The following is an 18766-nucleotide window of genomic DNA, read 5'->3' as shown; positions in this document are numbered from 1 at the left end:
CACACCATGTCCAGCCACGACACCCCGCTGCAAGACCTCGCCGCCCCCGACGGCGTTTGCTACGGCTGCGGCGGCCGCAACCCGCAAGGCCTGCACGTCAAGAGTCGCTGGGACGAAGACGGCAGCCACGTGATCGCCGAACACGTGCCCGAAGCCCAATACTGCGGCTGGCCGGATCTGGTCTACGGCGGGCTGATCGCCATGCTGGTCGACTGCCACTCCAACTGGACCGCCATGGCCTGGCACTACCGCGCAGAAAATCGCGAAGCCGGCAGCCTGCCGCGCATCGACTGCGTGACGGGCAACCTCGGGATCAAGTTCATCAAACCGACGCCCATGGGCGTACCGCTGCTCTTGCGTGCACGGGTCGAAGGTGAGGTCGGGCGCAAGACCCGGGTGATTTGCGAGGTGTATGCCGGGGAAGTGCTGACGGCGGTGGGTGATTCAGTGTTTGTGCGAGTGGATACGGGGCAGTTGGCGGATGCAGCGCATGGCCGCTAAAGCCAAAGCCCTCACCAGCCCTCTCCCGGACGGAGAGGGAACTGACCGCGGTGTTTGGTCTAGATACGCCGACCTGGCAAACCGAGTCGAACGCGAATATTGAAAAACACATGGATCGGCTCCCTCTCCCGCGGGAGAGGGCTGGATGAGGGGCTGCGGTTCAAGCTACGCAGCCACACTCAAGCCGAAAGCGAAACGTCCTCAGCCAGCTATTCAACCCGACAAAGCCGCCACACCCGCCCGCGCCGCATGCAGCTTTTTATAGCTCTCGATCAAGCGCAAATGCCGATCCAGCCCTTCCAGCTTCATGCTCGTCGGTGTCAAACCGTAAAAGCGCACGCTGCCATTGACCGAACCAATCGCCGCATCCATGCGCTCGTCGCCAAACATCCGACGGAAGTTGGCTTCGTAGTCTTCCAGCTCGAGATCTTCGTCCAACTCCATCTCCAGCACCACATTGACCGCTTGATAGAACAAGCCACGCTCAACGGTGTTGTCGTTGTATTGCAGGAACGCCTCGACCAGATCCTTCGCCTCGTCAAACTTCTGCAGCGCGAGGTAGATCAACAGGCGCAGTTCGAGAATCGTCAACTTGCCCCACGGTGTGTTGTCGTCGAACTCGATGCCGATCAGCGTGGTGATATCGGTGTAGTCATCCTGCTCGCTGCGTTCCAGGCCCTGGACCAGATTGCGCAGGCCAACCTTGCTGAGGTTGTGCAGATTGAGAATGTCGGCGCGAAATTGCAGGGCTTTGTTGGTGTTGTCCCAGATCAGGTCTTCGATCGGGTAGATCTCCGAGTAATCCGGGACGAGGATGCGGCAGGCCTTGGCGCCGATGTGCTCGTAGACCGCCATGTAGACTTCCTTGCCCATGTCTTCGAGGATGCCGAACAGGGTCGCGGCTTCCTCGGCATTGGAGTTTTCGCCTTGGCCTGAGAAGTCCCACTCGACGAATTCGAAGTCTGGTTTGGCGCTGAAGAAGCGCCACGACACCACACCGCTGGAATCGATGAAGTGCTCGACGAAGTTGTTCGGTTCGGTCACTGCCTGCCCTGAGAACGTCGGCTGCGGCAAGTCGTTGAGGCCTTCAAAGCTGCGGCCCTGAAGCAGTTCGGTCAGGCTGCGTTCCAGCGCGACTTCCAGGCTCGGGTGCGCGCCGAAGGAAGCGAAGACGCCGCCAGTGCGCGGGTTCATCAGGGTCACGCACATCACCGGGAATTCACCGCCCAGCGAGGCGTCCTTGACCAGCACCGGGAAGCCCTGCTCTTCCAGGCCTTTGATGCCGGCGAGGATGCTCGGATATTTCTCCAGTACCTCTTGCGGTACGTCCGGCAGGGCCATTTCGCCTTCGAGGATTTCGCGTTTGACGGCGCGCTCGAAAATTTCCGACAGGCACTGCACCTGCGCTTCGGCCAAGGTGTTGCCGGCGCTCATGCCGTTGCTCAGGTAGAGGTTTTCAATCAGGTTGGACGGGAAGTACACCACCTCACCGTCCGACTGGCGCACGAACGGCAGCGAGCAGATACCGCGCTGGGTGTTGCCGGAGTTGGTGTCGTACAGGTGCGAACCGCGCAACTCGCCGTCGCGGTTGTAAATGCCGAGGGTATAGTCGTCGAGAATCTCGCCCGGCAACTCGTCCTTCGCACCCGGCTTGAACCATTTCTCGTCCGGGTAATGCACAAATTCGGCATTGGCGATGTCTTCGCCCCAGAACTGGTCGTTATAGAAGAAGTTGCAATTGAGGCGCTCAATGAACTCGCCCAGCGCCGAGGCCAGTGCGCCTTCCTTGGTCGCGCCCTTGCCGTTGGTGAAGCACATCGGCGAATGCGCATCGCGGATATGCAGCGACCAGACGTTCGGCACGATGTTGCGCCACGAGGCGATTTCGATCTTCATGCCGAGATCGGCAAGGATCTTCGACATGTTGGCGATGGTCTGTTCCAGCGGCAGGTCCTTGCCGGCAATGTAGGTGCCCGCCTGGGAATCGGACTGCGGCATCAACAAGGCCTGGGCATCGGCGTCGAGGTTGTCGACTTCTTCGATGATGAACTCGGGGCCGGTCTGCACCACTTTTTTGACCGTGCAGCGGTCGATGGAACGCAGGATGCCCTGGCGATCCTTGTCCGAGACGTCGGCGGGCAATTCAACCTGGATCTTGAAGATCTGGTTGTAGCGGTTTTCCGGGTCGACGATGTTGTTCTGCGACAGGCGAATGTGCTCTGTCGGAATGTTGCGGGTGTCGCAGTACAGCTTGACGAAGTAAGCCGCGCACAAGGCCGACGACGCCAGGAAGTAGTCGAACGGCCCCGGTGCCGAGCCATCGCCCTTGTAGCGAATTGGCTGATCGGAGATCACCGTGAAGTCGTCGAACTTGGCTTCAAGTCGAAGGTTGTCGAGAAAGTTGACCTTGATTTCCATGCGGGATTACCAGAATACGGCTAAACGAATGGCGGCCATTATCCGGTTTTTGTGCGGGAAGTCTCGCCCTTTCGGGATTCGCCGCTGGCCGGCCATGCTGGAAATCTCGCAAGATTCGCTACACTTTGAACAAATCCCGGCGATGCCAATAACATCAATCTGAACATTGTGCCCGCGCCATTGTTCTAGATTCAGAAGACACCGGATCAAGGACGAGCACATGGCCGTAACTCACGCTGCGCCGCCAATCCCCACCCCACAGCGCGCTGTGACCCGACGCCTGGCCATCGCCGTTGGCGCGTTGTTCGTCGCTGGCGTCATTGCCGCCATCAGCACCTTGCTGGGTATCGCCAATACCCTTGATGCCAAAGACCTGGAACAGAACCAGTTCTACTCCGTGCGCGCCGTGGAGAACCGCATCACCACCTCGAAAAACTACATCACCAGCTACGCCTACTGGACCCGCGCCTATGAGGCCTTGAGCGGGCCGATCGACGTCGACTGGGCCTACACCGAACAGAACATGGGCAAAACCATGTTCACGACCGACGGCTATGACGGCGTGTTCGTTCTCGATCGCAATCGCACCAAGTACGCGGTGATTCGCGGGCAGATGGTCGAAACCGACGTGTCCACGGTGCTGCAAGCGCCTGCCTCGGCGTTGGTCGAGCAGGTGCTCAGTCAGCCCGACCTGACCAAACCGATCAGCAGCTATTCGCTGTTCGAAGGCTGGCCGGCGCTGATCACCGCTGCCGCGATCATTCCAAACGACGAGCGTCCGCTGGACGAACTGAGAAACACCTCGGTGCTGGTATTCGTCGACAAGCTGACGCCGACCAAATTGCGCAAGATCGGCAGCGGTTATGGCCTGTCAAACCTGACCCTTGTCCCGGATGACACGGTTAAAAATGACCATCCAAGCGTACCGCTCGACAGCACCGGCTACAGCCTCGTGGCCGACCTGCAGCGGCCCGGCCAGCAATTGTTGTGGACGCTGGTGCCACCGCTCGGCGCGACATTCCTGGTACTGATGCTGCTGACGGCATATTTTTTTCGCCACGCCCTGCGCTCTTCGCAATACGTCGATAACAGTATCCAAGCGATGCAGGCGTCGAATCAGGCATTGGAAGCGGCCAACCACGCGCTGGAAGCCAGCGAAGAACGTTTTCGCGCCGTGGCCGAGGCGGCGTCGGACTGGATCTGGGAAGTCGATGGTCAGTTGGCGCTGACCTATCTGTCGGCGCGTTTCAGCGAGGTCACCGGCTACTCGCAAGCCCTGTGGCTGGGCCAGGACATCGGCGAATTATTGACCTGCGACACCACACCTCTGGAGCTGTGGCTGCGCAAACTCAGCGAAGAAAACAGCGCCGGCGATTTGCGTTGCACCTACCGCGATGAATCCGGCCAGCCGCGCCATTGCCGACTCTCCGCACGGCCGATTTTTGACAAGGACAATGTCGTCGGTTATCGCGGCACCGCCAGCGACATCACCGACGAAGTCGCCGCCCACGCGCAGATCCAGCACCTGTCGATGCACGACGCCCTGACCGGTCTGCCCAACCGCAACAAACTGGCGCGCTATCTGGATGAAGTGCTGCTATTGAAGGAACATGCACCGCCGCTGTCGCTGCTGATGATCGATCTGGACAATTTCAAACCGATCAACGATTCCCTCGGCCATCCGGCCGGCGACGCGGTGCTGCAGGAAGTCGCCACGCGTCTGCGTGAGTGCACCCGCGAGCACGACCTCGTTGCCCGCCTCGGTGGTGATGAATTCGTGGTGGTGCTCAATGGCATGGACAGCCATCAGGAAATCGACAAGTTCTGCAATCGGCTGATCGGCAGCCTGCATCAGCCGATTCTCTACGAACAGCATCCGCTGCACATCGGCGCCAGTGTCGGTATCGCGCTCAGCCGTCGGCACGGCTTCGTCGCCAGCGATCTGATCCGCTACGCCGACATCGCGCTATACCAGGCCAAATCCGACGGCAAGAACACCTGGTGCTATTTCGAAGCGCACATGAGCGATCAGATCCAGACGCGCCGGCAAATGGAAGATGACCTGCGCCATGCGCTCAAGCACAACGAGTTCGTCCTGCACTATCAGCCGCGCTACAAGGTTGATGGCAAGCACATCGTCTCGGTGGAAGCGCTGGTGCGCTGGCAGCATCCGACCCAAGGCTTGCTCGGGCCGGACGTGTTCATTCCGCTCGCCGAACAGACCGACCTGATCGTGCCGCTGGGGCGCTGGGTTCTGCGCGAAGCCTGCGAAACCGCGCTGGACTGGCCGTCTGACATTCTGCTGTCGGTGAACCTCTCGCCAGCGCAGTTTGCCCTTAGCGATGTGGTCGAAGACGTTCGCGAAGTGCTGGTGGCAACGCGTTTCCCGGCCAGCCGCCTGGAGCTGGAAATCACCGAGAACGTGATGCTGAACGACACCGATGGCGCGCTGACGACCATGAATCAGCTCAAGGAACTCGGCGTGCGTCTGAACATGGACGACTTCGGCACCGGCTATTCGTCGCTCGGTTATCTGCGCGCCTATCCGTTCGACGGGATCAAGATCGACAAGCGCTTTATCGCCTCGATCAGCAGCGGCACCAATGATCGCGCCGTGGTGCAGGCGATCATCGGTTTGGGCAAAGCCATGGGTTTGACGGTGACGGCCGAAGGCGTCGAGACCGAGGAGCAACTGGCGATTCTCGGCAAGGATCAATGCAACGAGGTGCAGGGCTACTTCATGAGCCGGCCGATCGACAAGGCGGCTTTTGCTGATCTATTGCGGGCTTCGAGGCTGTCACCAGTCAGCAAAAAGGGCCGAGTCACCTGAAGCTCAGTCGTCGGTGGCAACGCGCACCTTGCCGCTGAACACGCGGAAACCGAAGGTGTTGTAGGCCAGGGTGATCGGTATGAGCACGGCGAAGCCGACCAGCATGAACATCTGACTGTTCGGGCCTGATGCGGCTTCGCTCAAGGTCAAATCTGGCGGAATGATGAAGGGAAATAGCGCGACCAGCATCATCGCGAAAGCCAGGACGAAGACGCCCAATGCGGCGAACAGAGGGATGAAGTCGAAGCGGCTGTGAAAGCCTTTGCTGAACACCCATCCCAGAGCGCTGAGGATCAGCCCTGCCGGCAACCACAGCCGAATATCGGCGAGCCGCCGGGCATATTGCGGCTGCAACATCGCCGTCCATGCGATCAACACCAGCAATAATGCCGCGACGACCAGCGCCAGGACGCGGGCCTGGCGGTCCGAGCGCTGCTGCAATTCATCAAGGGTGCGCCAGTACAACCAGCACGTCCCCAGCCACACGTAGCCCAGCACCAGTACCAGACCGCAAAACACCGGGAACGGATTCAGCCAGTCGCGGCCATCGCCAATGTACTGACCCTCCTGATGCGCAACGCCCTGCACCAAAGTCCCCAGCACCACGCCCTGAACAAAACCCGTCAGCAGCGACGCCAGCGCCAACACGCCATCGATGATTCGTTTGCGCTGTTCGTTCGCTGCGTAGTCGCGAAACTCCAGCGCCATGGCCCGTGCAATCAATGCCAGGAACATGACGATAAAGGGCACGTAAAGAGCCGGCAACAAGATCGCATAGGCCAGCGGAAACAACGCCAACAGCCCTCCGCCACCGAGCACCAGCCAGGTTTCGTTGGCATCCCACACTGGCAGAATCGTCACGGCCATCGCCCGCCGCTGCTGGCTGGATTGCGTCAGGCCCATCAGCATGCCGACGCCCAGATCAGTGCCGTCGAGCACCACGTAGTTCATCACCGAGAACGCCAGCGCCGCCGCGCACAAAAGGGTCAGCCAGTCCGTGTCCATGTCTGCGCCCTCCTCAGTGTCCGGTTTCGTCGCCAAGGGTCGGCTGCGGCCCGGGTTGATCCTGCTGTGGCGGCTCGCGCAACAGACGCAGCAATACCCACAGGCCGATGCCGAAGATCAGCAGATAAAACAGCAGAATCAACCAGGTCGACCCGACGACTTGAGCCCTCGACACTGACGACAGACTGTCTGCCGTGCGCAGCAATCCGTAAACGGTAAACGGCTGTCGCCCCACTTCGGTGACAACCCAGCCGCTGAGCATCGCCAGAAACCCGGCCGGCGCCAGCAGCACGCACGCGCCCAACCACCGACGCGCCGTGTACAGGCGATTACGCCGGCGCAGGATCAGGCTGACCACGCCCTGCCCGAGCATCAACAGGCCAAGCCCGACCATCAGCCGAAAGGCAAAAAACACCGGCGCCACGGGAGGAATGTCTTCTGGCGGGAATTCATCAAGCGCGGCGATGGTGCTGGTCAGGTCGTGATGCAAATACAGCGAACCGATTCGCGGAATAGCGACCTCCCAGTGGTTGCGGCGCTCTTGCCTATCCGGCCAGGCGAACAGCCGCAGCGGCTCTCCGGCCCCTTGCGCGGGGCGCGTCCATGAAGCTTCGATTGCCGCCACCTTCTGCGGCTGGGCTTGCAGACTGTGCCGCCCATGCAAGTCACCAATGACAATCTGCACAGGAATCAGCACCGCTATCACCCACAGCGCCATGGAAAATTGCAGGCGAGCGCGGGGGTTTGCCGAGGCGTTGCGCAACTGCCAGGCGCTGATGCCGGCAATCAGCGTCGCACTGCCGATAAACACGGCGAGCAGCATGTGCGCCAGCCGATAGGGAAACGAAGGATTGAAGATGATTGCCCACCAGTCCGCGGCGAGGAAACGCCCGTCCGCGCCAATCGAATAGCCGGCGGGGGTTTGCATCCACGAGTTGGCCGAAAGTATCCAGAACGCGCTGATCAGCGAGCCCACGGCCACCGCGCAGGTGGCGAAGAAATGCAGACGCGGGCCGACCTTCTTCAGGCCGAACAGCATGATGCCGAGAAATCCCGCTTCGATGAAAAATGCCGCCATCACTTCATAGAACATCAGCGGGCCGAGGACATCACCGGCCTGCACTGACAGCCGCGACCAGTTGAGGCCGAACTGATACTCCAGAATCAATCCAGACGCCGTGCCCACCGCGACGTTGAGGGCGAACACCTTGAGCCAGTAGCGATAAACGTCCAGGTAAACCTGGCGCCCGGTCTTCAACCACAACGCTTCCAGCACCATGAGGAAATTCGCCAGACCGATGCTGAACGCCGCCAGCACGATGTGGAAGCTGATCGTGATCGCGAACTGGGCGCGGGCGGCCATCAGGGCCGAATCAACAGGCTCCATCCATCAGCCGCTGTAGAACACAGCAAGCTTGTTGCCTTCGGGGTCGCGCAGATAGGCCACGTAAAAGTCCGGCGTGTAGGCCTCGCGCGTGCCCGGCGCGCCCTCATCACTGCCGCCATGATCGAGCCCGGTCTTGTGCACCTGATCGACCATTTGCCGCGAGTCGGCGCGAAACGCCGGCATCATGCCGTTGCCCGCTGTGGCCGGTTCGCCATTGAACGGTTGCGATATGTGCACGCTACCGGGGCCGTTGGACTTGTCGGCGCAATCGGGCAGGTAAAAACAGTAGTGTTCTTCGCGATCATGCCGGTAGCCGAGCGGCGTCAGGATCGCCTTGTAAAAAGCCGCCGAACGCTCAACATCGTTGGCGCCGATAAACAGATAACTGAGCATGGGACGTCCTCCGATGGCAGCTGTCAGCGCTGTGGCTGTTCCTCGTTCAGGGTAAAAACGTTACCGGCGTCGCGTACCAATTGGCGCCACTCGGCGCTGGTAATCAGGCCTTGTTCCTCCATCTGATCGGCGGCCTTGAGCAGTTCGTCATATTGTTGTTCCGGATCCAGATCGGCCTCGGCCTGCTCCGCCATCTTGCGCCATGCCGCCAGTGATGCCTTTTTTTGCTGATCGAACATACGGGAATCTCCTGAGGGACTTACCCGGTAGAAAAATCAGCGCGAAGGAGGTTCAGGGCAGACGACGGATGGACTGTTTATGCAGAAACCTTTGCAGGAGTGAGCCTGCCCGCGACGGCGGTGAATCTGCAGTGAAGGTGTTGACCGGTCTGGCCCATTCGCGGGCAAGCCCGCTCCCACAGGGATTGGGTGTGTCTTCAATATCAGGTGCATCACTGAACACTGTGGGAGTGGGCTTGCTCGCGAAGGTGTCCGCACATCACAGATTCATGGCTCTGACCTTCGCGCGCTTCAACAGGCCGCAGAAATTGTTTATTGACCACAAAGGCCTGATCCGCGAGGTTAGCCGACGTTCGGTTGTCTGCGATTGCCGGGCAAAAAACCTGGTTCGCCATGTGTTTCCCGCGTGTGTTCCGACGTCGCACTGTTCATTGCCCGATCCCCTGTTTGCTGGAGTTTCTCGATGCCGTCGCCCAAATCATTGCCCACTGCCCTGCTCGGCCTGGCCCTGGCCTGCCCGGTGATGGCCGAGGCCCAAGGTCTGGAACTGGGGCAAGTATTGATTTCGGCGGATCAGCGCAGCGGCGCAGATGCCTCGGTCGAAGACGCCAGGGAACGCCTCGAACAGGTACCCGGCGCCACCAACGTGGTCGACATGCGCCAGCCGTTGCAGGGCCGCGTTGCCAGCAATCAGGATGTGCTGGCCTATCAGCCGGGGGTATATGCACAGTCGGCGGGCAACGAAGGCGTGAAGATTTCCATCCGTGGTTCCGGCATCAACCGCGCACCCGGCGCCCATGCTTCGGGGCTCTACACGATGCTCGATGGCTTGCCCCTCACCGGCCCCGGCGGCACGCCGTATGAATTGCTCGAGCCGCTCTGGGTCGACCATGTCGAAGTGCTGCGCGGCGCCAACGGCTTCGATCGCGGCTCGCTGGCGCTGGGCGGCGCTATCGATTACGTCAGCCACACCGGTTACACCGCGCCGAAACTGCAACTACGCTACGCCACCGGCAGCCATGGCTATCAGCAGCGCCAGATCAGCTCCGGGCAAGTGCTGGGGGATTTTGATTACTACGTGTCCCTGACCGATGCCAACGCCGACGGCTATCAGGACCACACCGCCAGCGAGAGCAAAGGCCTGATCGCCAACTTCGGCTATCGCTTCAACCCGAACCTGGAAACCCGCTTCTACATCCGCTACCGGGAAACCGACAACGACCTCGCCGGCCGCGTGACCAAGCATTCCATCGAACACAGCCCACGGGCAGCCAACCCGGCGTATGTGGCCCGCGATGACAGCCGCAAGCAACCCGGCAGCACCTTCATCGGCAACAAGACCACGTTCTACCTCGACGACGATTCAAGCTTCCAGACCGGCCTCGTCTACCACGACTACCCGATGGATCTGCGCGAAGGCCCGAACCGGCTGAAAGTGGCATACACCGACGTCAGCGGCACCTTCGACTACAAGCGCCGCGACAGCCTGTTCGGCATGGAGAGCCGCAGCACTGTCGGCCTGCGCGTGACCAAGCATCTGCCCAACGATGGCGCCAGCGAGTTCGTGCGCATCCCGAGTGGCAACACCGCCAGCTATGCGCCCGGCACGCGGATGCGTAATTTCACTTATCAGGGCTCGGACACCGTGCTGCATTTTGGTAACGACCTGGAAATCGCCGACGACCTGTGGCTGACCACCGGCCTTGCCGCCATCTACACCCGCCGCGAAAGCGCCGTGACCTATCCGCAGGGTGGCGGCAAGACCAGTCTCAGCGATTGGGACTATGCACCGCGCATCGGCCTGCGCTACCAGATCACCCCGGACGTGCAAGTGTTCGGCAACCTCAGCCGCTCCGTCGAAGCACCGCACCCGTGGTCGCTGATCTACAGCTCCAACGTGCGCTTCCCTGCCGGCAACGGCGCTGCAACCGGCACCCAGCGCGACCCGATCGAACTACAAAACCAGACCGCAACCACTCTAGAACTCGGCGGCCGTGGCGACAGCCATTTGGGCGAATGGAGCCTGGCCTGGTACTACGCGCAAGTTCGTCACGAATTGCTCTCGGTGTTGCCGGACGCCAATGCCGTTACGCCCTACGAACTCAACGCCAGCCCGACGGTGCACCAAGGCATCGAGGCCAGCTTGAACAGCAAACTCTGGACTGCCGACGACGGACGCCAACTGAGCTTGCGCCAGGCCTACACCTTCAGCGACTTTCACTACCGCGACGATGAGCGCTTCGGCGACAACCGCCTGCCCGGTTTGCCGATGCACTACTATCAGGGCGAACTGCGTTACGACTGGCCGCAGGGCTTCTTCGCCGCCGTGAACACGCAACTGGTGTCCAAAGTTGCCGTGGACTACGCCAACAGCTATTACGCCGACCCGTACGCCTTGTTCGGCGCCACGCTCGGCTACAACGCGCCGAAGGGCGACTGGCAAGGCTGGGTGGACATGCGCAACCTGACCGGCAAGCGCTACGCGGCAACGGTCACGCCGGGGTATGACGACAAGGGAGCGGATGCCGCGCGCTCGACGCCGGGTGAAGGGATGGGGGTTTATGTTGGGGTTTCGTGGAGTTTGCTATAACACCCAACGCGAGATTCAAATGTGGGAGCGAGCCTGCTCGCGAAAGCAGTGGATCAGTCGCGAATCATTTCGACTGACACGACGCCTTCGCGAGCAGGCTCGCTCCCACAGTTGGCTTTGTGCTTTTGGTTAGAACGGCGCAGGATTCGAAATCTTTGACGAGTATCATCGTAAGGGCATGTCTCTGCGAATCGCCCCGGTAATCATCGCCTTCCATAGAAAATAACGGATTAATCTCATGGATACTTCCCAAGAAAACCCTCTGGAAACATCACTCCGACTGGCCGCCGACGAACCCGCTCATCGCCCTGAGTTCTATCGCACGCTTCTTGATTCGACCATCTACATCCTCGGCACCGCCGGTGCAGGGCAAGGCCATGTCAATCTCGAGGCCGGCAGCAATATCAGCATCGCCCATTGGCAGAAGCCCGATGGTACGCCGGTCATTCCGTTCTTCTCCTCGCTGCCAACGCTGCAACAATCCATCGACAGCGAGCAGAGCTATGTGGAGATACCGGCCCGATCATTGTTCGAAATCACGCTGGGCGCGCTGCTCTTTCTGAATCCGAAGTCGCCGTACGGCAAGGAATTCCTTCCGGAGGAAGTGCAACGCATGCTCTCAGGCGAAATCGGCCGGCCCGCCATGCAGCGCACCGTTGAAAAAGAGACCAACGTGTTGCTCGGACAGCCTTCGGACTACCCATCGACGATGGTCCATTCGCTCTCGCAACTGCTGGCCAAACACTCCAATGTGAAACGCGCGTTCCTGGCGCTGATGCACGACCCCTCGGTTGATGAAAAGCCGCACCTGATCGTCGGCATCGAAGCGGATGGCGATATCGAGCAGGTCATGCGCGAAGCCGGCAATGTCGCTGCGGACACAGCCCCTGATGGCGGGCCGGTTGATTTTTGTCGCGTGCTGATGGGAGAAGCCGGGCTGAGTGATTACTTCCTCAGGGAGACCAAGCCTTTTTACGAACGCAAGTCACCGAGCAAGCTGCGTTCTTTTTTTGGGTTTGGTAGAGCGTGATGATCAATCCACTTAAAGCAGCACTCGCGGCCTCGCTTGTCATCGGCCTTTCGACCAGCGCACTGGCTGACATCAGCGCCATCGGTTTCCAGTCCACCATCCTGCCCGACCCGCAACACAAACGTCCGCTGGAAATGGTCGTCTGGTACCCAGGCACGACAACAACCACCGCCCAATTGATCGCCGATGACGCAGTCTTTGTTGGTGCCTCAGCCGTTCGTGATGCGCCGCCCGTTGCGAGTGAGCATCCCTTGGTCGTGCTGTCCCACGGTTACCGAGGCAACTGGAGCAATCAGGCCTGGCTGGCGAGTGCGCTGGCCCATCAGGGTTATATCGTCGCTGCCGTCAACCATCCCGGCACCACCACCCATGACCGTAGCGCGGTGGCGGCGGCACAGTTGTGGCTGCGCCCCGCCGACCTGAGCCGCGCCATTGACGCAGTCACTTCTCAACCGGATAAATTCGGCGCCGTCGACAAGGGTCGCATTGCGGTGGTCGGCCACTCCCTCGGCGGCTGGACTGCGCTGGAAATCGCCGGAGCACGGTTCGATCCGGACCTGTTTGCGGGCGATTGTAAAATCCATCCGCAGCTCTCCAGCTGCAAGGTCTATCGACAGATGACTCCGGTAAGCACCCCGGAATTGAAGACAGCACTGGCCGGTGACCTGCGCGACCAGCGCGTCACCGCTGTGATTTCGCTGGACCTGGGCCTTTCGCGCGGCATGACCAGCCAGAGCCTGGCGACATTGCCGGTGCCAACGTTGGTGATCGCTGCTGGTGCACCGTCGCAGGATCTGCCGGCAGCATTGGAGTCAGTTGATCTGGCCAAGCGCCTGCCTCTGGCATCGACGCGTTATATCGAAATCGCCGACGCCAGCCATTTCAGCTTCATGTCGCAGTGCAAACCAGTGGCGGAGGCTTTGCTTGAAGAAGACAGTCCGGGTGACGGCATCATTTGTCGCGATGGTGAAAATGCCCGGCCACGTGCGGTGATTCAGCAACAGGTAACGTCACTGATCAGCGATTTTCTTGCAAAAACTGCGAGCAGCCATCAAGCCCTTTGATCAGATCACGTTCGTTCATGACCTTGGAATCAGCCAACCCGCCCTCATAACAGTGGGTATCCCCCATCGTCTCCGAGAGGAAGCACACACCATGACCACTCAAACCGAAACTGCCATTCTCGCCGGCGGCTGCTTCTGGGGCATGCAGGATCTGTTACGCCGCTACCCGGGTGTGCTGAAAACCCGAGTCGGTTACACCGGCGGTGATGTGCCGAATGCGACCTATCGCAACCACGGCAACCATGCCGAAGCCATTGAGATCAAATTCGATCCGGCGATAATCAGCTACCGTCAGATCCTCGAGTTCTTCTTCCAGATCCACGACCCGAGTACGCCCAACCGGCAGGGCAACGATCTTGGCCCGAGCTATCGCTCGGCGATCTATTACCTTAACGACGAGCAGCGCGCCGTCGCCGAAGACACCGCTGCCGACGTCGACGCTTCGAAATTGTGGCCCGGCCGAGTAGTTACGGAAATAGAACCTGCCGGCCCGTTCTGGGAAGCGGAACCCGAGCACCAGGATTACCTGGAGCGGATTCCGAACGGCTACACCTGCCACTTCATCCGGCCAAACTGGAAACTGCCGAAGCGCGCTTGACGACAACGGCGTTGGCTGGGCTCGGTGCCCCACCAACGCCGCCCCCTGATCAAATCACAAATGCACCGGCACCGCTGGCGCCGAGCCCGGCTCCGGCACATCGACGTTGACCTTCAGTGCAATCAGCAGCGCGGCCAGCAACATCAGAATTCCAGCCGCTACAAACACGCCATTGATCCCACTGAAGCTGAACACCGAACCGCCGGCGGCAGCGCCTGCGGCAATCGCCGACTGCACCGATGCGACGACCATGCCGCCTGCGCTTTCGGCCTGATCGGGTATCGAGCGCGCCACCCAATTCGACCACGCCACCGGCACGCCACCAAAGGCCATCCCCCACAATGCAAGGAGCAATGCCTGCCCACTGACCGACGCCGGTAACCCGACCAGCGCCAGAGCGGCAACGCCCACCAGCACCGGCATCAGCACCAGGGTTGCGCGTGGATTGCGCTGCAACAACCAGCCGGCGAACAGCGTGCCGGCAAAGTTCGCCACGCCGAAACCCAGGAGCATCAGTGCCAAGGTCTGCGCGCCGACGCCGGTGGTGCTTTCCAGAAATGGCCGGATATAGGTGAACAACGCGAAGTGGCCGGTGTGCACCAGTACGCAGCCGAACATGCCGATGGCAATGCCCGGTCGCAGCAACACCTCGAGCACCGTGCGCAGGCGTGACGGGCGATGCGGCGCCAGACTGGGTAGCGTGAACATTTGGAAGACCAGCGTCACCATGCCCACCGCTGCTGCGGCGTAGAACGCACTGCGCCAGCCAAACTGGCCACCGAGATAACTGCCCAGCGGCACCGCCACTACGGTACCCACGGCGATCCCGCTGAAGATGATCGACAGCGCGCGTGGCAGCAGCGCCGCCGGCACCAGGCGCATCGCCACGGCCGCCGCCATGCTCCAGAATCCGCCGAGGGCTATGCCCAAAAGAATACGCATGATCAGCAATACGGCGAGGCTGGACGACAACGCCACCAGCAGATTCGACGCGATCATCAGTGCCGAAAAGCCAAGTAATACGAGCCGCCGATCAAGGCTGCGCGTCAATCCTGGCACCAGCAATCCGGCAAACAGCGCGACCACCGCTGTCACGGTAACGGCTTGCCCCGCCAGCGCTTCACTGACGCCGAGATCGAGCGCCATTGGTGTCAGCAGGCTGGCCGGCAGATATTCCGCCGTGAGCAGACCAAACACGCCCATCGCCAGTGAAAACACCGCCATCCATGCAGGCACCATCGGCGCCTCTTCAATTCGCCCATCACCTACACGTTCATTCATTTCAAGACTCCCTCGGACATTTCGAGAAGGCAGTCTATTGAGGGCAATCCGGATGATCTATGATGCACAGTCTTGAACTTTTGATCGAAACCCCGAACATGACGAGCATTGATTCCTTCTCTGTGTCTTCAGACCTGATCACCGAGTTGTTGCGCAGCATGCGCCTGCGTGGCGTGCAATATCGGCGGATCCACGCCGGCCCGCCCTACGGCCTGGGTTTCAGCGACAAACCCGGCCATGCGTATTTCCACTTCGTCGCCGCTGGATCGACGGTGTTGCGGCTGGAGGACGGCAGCGTTTACGAATTGTCGGCGGGCAATGCGGTATTCATTTCCCATGGGGCCGCGCACCAGTTGCTGTCACACGCAGGCGCGCAAGTGCAGGACATTGACAGCGCGGTTACCGCGCCACTCTGCGACACGGTCTGCGCGGTGCAGGTCGGGCAAAGCAACGATTCGCCCGACAGCGCGCTGCTCTTCAGTGGCTGTATGGAGTTCGAGCTCGGCAGCCTGCAAGGCCTCGGTCGGCTGATGCCGGGTCTTATGCTGATCGACGCCGGCGGCCAGCGCTATCCGGGCCTGATGCCGATTCTCGCCACCATGGAGCGCGAAGTCAGCGCCGCGCGCATCGGCTTCGCCGGCATTCTCGCGCGCCTGGCCGACGTAGTGGCGGCAATGATTGTTCGTGGCTGGGTCGAATGCGCTTGCGGCAATGCCTCCGGTCTCGTCGCCGCCCTGCGCGACCCACGCCTGGCGCAGGCCTTGCTGGCCCTGCACCAACAACCGGGGCGCGACTGGAGCGTCGCCGAACTGGCAACGCTGTGCAACACCTCGCGCTCGGTCTTCGCCGAACGCTTCCAGACCACCCTCGGCACCCCACCGCTACGCTATGCCACCGAACTGCGGATGCGCCTGGCCAGTCAGTGGCTGACCCTGGAAAGACTGCCGATCGAAGAAGTGGCGCAGCGCCTGGGCTACACCTCCCAAGCGGCGTTCAGTCGTGCCTTCAAGCGGATAACGGGAAGCTCGCCGGGAGCGAGTCGGCGCCAGCGCGCACTGTAAGAATCTGCATTAACAGCGCGGCAATGAATCCGAACCGCCCTCACCGCTGGACTTTCTCCAGCCCCGCGACCACCCGCTCCGCTGCCTGCAAATCCCCACGCACCTCCAATTCCTGCGCAACCTGGCGCAACTGTTCAACCGTCAACCCAACATTCAGACTGATCTTCAAATGCGACTCCAGCTGTGACTCCACCCCAGCCATTGCCGCCAGTGCGCCAACCGTCGCCAGTTCCCGATCCGTCCATTGCAGGTTGTCGCGGGCGAAGATATCGCCGAACAAGTGCGTTTTCAGAAACTGATCGATCGCCGGGGCGAATTCGAATAGTGGGCCGGACACCGGCGCTCCGACCAGACGAGTCTGATTGTCGGTGCCGAGTTCGATCAGCGCATACCCCGATGGCACCGGACCGGGCTCACGTCCTGCTGCGTCATCGATGCCGCGTGCAGCGCGTTCCTGCGCAACCTTCATCAGCAAGGATAAGGCGTTGAGGCTGCGCGGGAAACCGGCGTAGGCGTACAGCTGCACCAGAATTTCCTTGGTCTCGCTGATGCTCAGCCCGGCATCGAGACCACGATTGAGTGCGTCGTGCAAACGCGGCATGTCGCCGATTGCAGCGTTGGCGGCAATCGGCGCGATCGCCAGTTGTTTAGGCGTCAGAGGCTGTTCTTTCATGATCGGTTTCTCCGGTGATCGGGAAGGATTGGCGCAAAGGGGATTCACGCAGGCTGCACTGGCAAGGACCGCGCAGCCGAGGGCCACGATGCGCAGAAGGCGCCCTTGATATAACGATCTCTGGTTCATCAATGACTCTCCTCACTCATGCAGAGTGAACGTCACCCGCACATCGCCGCGCCCCAAGACTTCGGCCAAGTCCTGCGGCCGGTCGATGCGACCAAGACGCGAATAGGGGTAGGACGAATCGAAGGTCTTGTAGAAGACCACCAACGTATCGTCGCCATACAAAAGGAAATCGCCGTTGTGGATCGTGCCCGGCCGGTAGGGCTGGGTGGGCAATGGCGGCTGCACGGTGGCGTATTTTTCATTGCCGTGCAGGTCGGTCATTTCCAGGCTCAGCGGCAATCGCGTGAGCAACTGCCGCGTACTCGGGTTGTCATCCAGAGCAATGGCAAAACGCTGTTCTCCGACGGTCATCCACATCGTGGTCTCCTCCGGGTTAGCAGCAGACAGAGCAAAGGGCAGCCATGCCATCAGTACGAATCCCTTCCAGCCGTTGGCAAAAATCCGCATCGCTTCGCTCCGTCGCGTTGAAAGTTACTTCAGGTTGCTCTTGAAGAACTGTGTCAGCTTGGCAAAAGGAATCAGCTCGACCCGGTCGTACAGATCGACATGGCCGGCATTCGGCACGATCACCAGTTCTTTCGGCTGCCCCGCCAACCGGAACGCCTCTTCGCTGAACTCACGGGAATGCGCGTCGGCACCGGCAATAAACAGCATCGGGCGCGGCGAGATGCTCTCGATATCGACGAACGGATAGAAGTTCATGAACTTGGTGTTGCTGCTCAGCGTCGGCCGCGTGGTCTGTTGCGGCGTCGAGCTGGCTGGGGTGAATTCGCCGCGCGGGGTGCGGTAGAAATCGAAGAATTCACGCTGGATCGGATGCGTGTCGGCCTTCAGTTCCAGCACCGTGCCGCCGGTGTATGCGACCTTGCCGCCGGTGAATTCGGCGTAACGCTGTTCGGCCGCTTGGGCGATGATCTGTTTGCGCTGTTCGAGGCTTTGCGAATGCTTGAGGCCGTCACGGTTGGCCGCCCCCATGTCGTACATGCTGACTGTAGCGATGGCTTTCATGCGTGGGTCGATTTTCGCCGCGCTGATCACGAAGCTGCCACTGCCGCAAATGCCCAGCACGCCGATGCGCTCGCGGTCGATGAATGGCCGTGTGCCGAGGTAATCGACGGCCGCGCTGAAGTCTTCGGCGTACATGTCCGGCAGCACGGCATTGCGCGGCGCGCCCTCGCTTTCGCCCCAGAACGACAGATCCAGCGACAGGGTGACAAAGCCCTGCTCCGCCAGTTTCTGCGCATACAGATTGGCGCTCTGCTCCTTTACCGCGCCCATCGGATGGCCAACGATAATCGCCGCGCTGCGTGCTGCCGGGTCGAGTCCTTTGGGGACAAACAGGTTGCCGACCACGGTGAGTTGGTATTGATTTTTGAAGCTGACCTTCTGCACGGTCACCTTGTCGCTTTTGAAGAAGTTGTCAGCACCGTGGGACATGTCAGCTCCGAATGCGGTGAATGAACTCAGGACAAACCCGAGCATTATGAACAGTCGTTTCATGGGAGGGGCGTCCTTGATCGGGAACCCAGGCGAGGCCGGGATGGAGGTATTGTTGCGCAGGCTTGAG

The 18766-nt window shown here is 60.7% G+C and carries 16 protein-coding genes; 7 read left to right on the top strand and 9 right to left on the bottom strand.

Going from position 1 to position 18766, the window contains the following annotated elements:
* Window positions 1–6 precede the first annotated feature (6 nt).
* Window positions 7–501, top strand: a complete 495-nt coding sequence (locus ACZ0AZ_RS21005) for a PaaI family thioesterase (RefSeq protein WP_039758747.1) — start codon at window positions 7–9, stop codon at window positions 499–501.
* A gap of 213 nt (window positions 502–714) precedes the next feature.
* On the opposite strand, the gene ACZ0AZ_RS21000 is transcribed toward ACZ0AZ_RS21005, so the two are convergent.
* Window positions 715–2919, bottom strand: coding sequence for an OsmC domain/YcaO domain-containing protein (locus ACZ0AZ_RS21000; RefSeq protein WP_463538055.1), 2205 nt, complete (start codon window positions 2917–2919; stop codon window positions 715–717).
* A 220-nt stretch (window positions 2920–3139) separates the two neighbouring features.
* Between ACZ0AZ_RS21000 and ACZ0AZ_RS20995 the strand changes: the two genes are divergently transcribed.
* Window positions 3140–5749: a bifunctional diguanylate cyclase/phosphodiesterase gene (locus ACZ0AZ_RS20995; RefSeq protein ID WP_463570702.1), complete on the top strand. Its 2610-nt coding sequence runs from the start codon at window positions 3140–3142 to the stop codon at window positions 5747–5749.
* A gap of 3 nt (window positions 5750–5752) precedes the next feature.
* Here the strand turns inward: ACZ0AZ_RS20995 and cydB are convergent, their stop codons facing one another.
* From cydB to ACZ0AZ_RS20975, 4 genes are read right to left on the bottom strand one after another with little or no spacing between them, the layout of a single operon-like run.
* Window positions 5753–6754, bottom strand: a complete 1002-nt coding sequence (cydB, locus tag ACZ0AZ_RS20990; RefSeq protein WP_310405074.1) for a cytochrome d ubiquinol oxidase subunit II — start codon at window positions 6752–6754, stop codon at window positions 5753–5755.
* Between the two features lie 13 nt (window positions 6755–6767).
* The gene (locus tag ACZ0AZ_RS20985) at window positions 6768–8117 is read right to left on the bottom strand and encodes a cytochrome ubiquinol oxidase subunit I (protein WP_463538053.1); all 1350 of its coding nucleotides are present in this window, start codon (window positions 8115–8117) and stop codon (window positions 6768–6770) included.
* Window positions 8118–8144: 27 nt separating this feature from the next.
* Complete coding sequence (locus ACZ0AZ_RS20980) at window positions 8145–8534, bottom strand: VOC family protein (RefSeq protein WP_463538052.1); 390 nt, start codon at window positions 8532–8534, stop codon at window positions 8145–8147.
* Between the two features lie 23 nt (window positions 8535–8557).
* Window positions 8558–8773 carry a hypothetical protein gene (locus ACZ0AZ_RS20975; protein ID WP_039758755.1) on the bottom strand — a complete coding sequence of 72 codons (216 nt, stop codon included), beginning with the start codon at window positions 8771–8773 and terminating at the stop codon, window positions 8558–8560.
* 463 nt (window positions 8774–9236) lie between these two features.
* Here ACZ0AZ_RS20975 and ACZ0AZ_RS20970 point away from each other — a divergent pair, with 463 nt between their 5' ends.
* From ACZ0AZ_RS20970 to msrA, 4 genes are all read left to right on the top strand, one after another.
* Entirely contained in the window at window positions 9237–11363 is a 2127-nt protein-coding gene (locus tag ACZ0AZ_RS20970; RefSeq protein ID WP_463538051.1) for a TonB-dependent receptor family protein, read from the top strand.
* 238 nt (window positions 11364–11601) lie between these two features.
* Window positions 11602–12393 (top strand): enhanced serine sensitivity protein SseB, encoded by a 792-nt coding sequence (gene sseB / locus ACZ0AZ_RS20965; RefSeq protein WP_463570704.1) that lies wholly within the window; start codon window positions 11602–11604, stop codon window positions 12391–12393.
* The gene (locus tag ACZ0AZ_RS20960; protein WP_129998532.1) at window positions 12393–13457 is read left to right on the top strand and encodes an alpha/beta hydrolase family protein; all 1065 of its coding nucleotides are present in this window, start codon (window positions 12393–12395) and stop codon (window positions 13455–13457) included. The genes sseB and ACZ0AZ_RS20960 overlap by 1 nt, the downstream gene beginning before the upstream one ends.
* Before the next feature lie 91 nt (window positions 13458–13548).
* On the top strand, window positions 13549–14055 hold the full coding sequence (gene msrA / locus ACZ0AZ_RS20955) for a peptide-methionine (S)-S-oxide reductase MsrA (protein WP_129998531.1): 507 nt from the start codon (window positions 13549–13551) through the stop codon (window positions 14053–14055).
* 54 nt (window positions 14056–14109) lie between these two features.
* On the opposite strand, the gene ACZ0AZ_RS20950 is transcribed toward msrA, so the two are convergent.
* Window positions 14110–15336 carry an MFS transporter gene (locus ACZ0AZ_RS20950; protein ID WP_129998530.1) on the bottom strand — a complete coding sequence of 409 codons (1227 nt, stop codon included), beginning with the start codon at window positions 15334–15336 and terminating at the stop codon, window positions 14110–14112.
* 98 nt (window positions 15337–15434) lie between these two features.
* On the opposite strand from ACZ0AZ_RS20950, the gene ACZ0AZ_RS20945 reads away from it, so the two are divergent.
* The gene (locus ACZ0AZ_RS20945) at window positions 15435–16397 is read left to right on the top strand and encodes a cupin domain-containing protein (RefSeq protein WP_463538049.1); all 963 of its coding nucleotides are present in this window, start codon (window positions 15435–15437) and stop codon (window positions 16395–16397) included.
* Between the two features lie 40 nt (window positions 16398–16437).
* Here ACZ0AZ_RS20945 and ACZ0AZ_RS20940 read toward each other — a convergent pair whose 3' ends face one another.
* The 3 genes from ACZ0AZ_RS20940 to ACZ0AZ_RS20930 all read right to left on the bottom strand — a co-directional run bounded on the left by ACZ0AZ_RS20940 (window position 16438) and on the right by ACZ0AZ_RS20930 (window position 18699).
* Window positions 16438–17070, bottom strand: coding sequence for a carboxymuconolactone decarboxylase family protein (locus ACZ0AZ_RS20940; RefSeq protein WP_240783189.1), 633 nt, complete (start codon window positions 17068–17070; stop codon window positions 16438–16440).
* A 141-nt stretch (window positions 17071–17211) separates the two neighbouring features.
* Entirely contained in the window at window positions 17212–17556 is a 345-nt protein-coding gene (locus ACZ0AZ_RS20935; RefSeq protein WP_463538048.1) for a cyclophilin-like fold protein, read from the bottom strand.
* 114 nt (window positions 17557–17670) lie between these two features.
* Window positions 17671–18699, bottom strand: a complete 1029-nt coding sequence (locus tag ACZ0AZ_RS20930) for an alpha/beta hydrolase (RefSeq protein ID WP_463538047.1) — start codon at window positions 18697–18699, stop codon at window positions 17671–17673.
* Between the last annotated feature and the right edge of the window lie 67 nt (window positions 18700–18766).

The sequence above is a fragment of the Pseudomonas sp. AC239 genome (assembly GCF_979258545.1).
The sequence above is the reverse complement of the archived record's forward strand: the minus strand, read 5'-3'. Positions and strand labels throughout refer to the sequence as shown.